Consider the following 228-nt stretch of genomic DNA (forward strand, 5'->3'; position numbering starts at 1 on the left):
GCAAACAACCGATCCGCCCTATTGGCCATCGCGCCATGCTGCTGCCCGGGTTGCAACAGTAACGAGCTCATCACCGGCGACAGGGTTAGCGCCACGATGCCGGACACGATCACCGCGCCCGCCAAGGTCAGGGCGAATTCGCGGAACAGCGTACCGGTCAGCCCGCCCATCAGCCCGATCGGCGCATACACCGCTGCCAGGGTCAGGGTCATGGCGATCACCGGCCCG

Annotated in this window: 1 protein-coding gene; it reads right to left on the reverse strand. The window is 66.2% G+C overall.

The genetic code is table 11. From position 1 onward, the window contains the following. Nucleotides 1-228, reverse strand: a 228-nt coding sequence (locus SB771_RS37615) for an efflux RND transporter permease subunit (protein ID WP_410722354.1), incomplete at both ends; no start/stop codon positions are given.

This window comes from Burkholderia sp. SIMBA_051 (genome assembly GCF_046534915.1).
Lineage (GTDB): Bacteria > Pseudomonadota > Gammaproteobacteria > Burkholderiales > Burkholderiaceae > Burkholderia > Burkholderia ambifaria.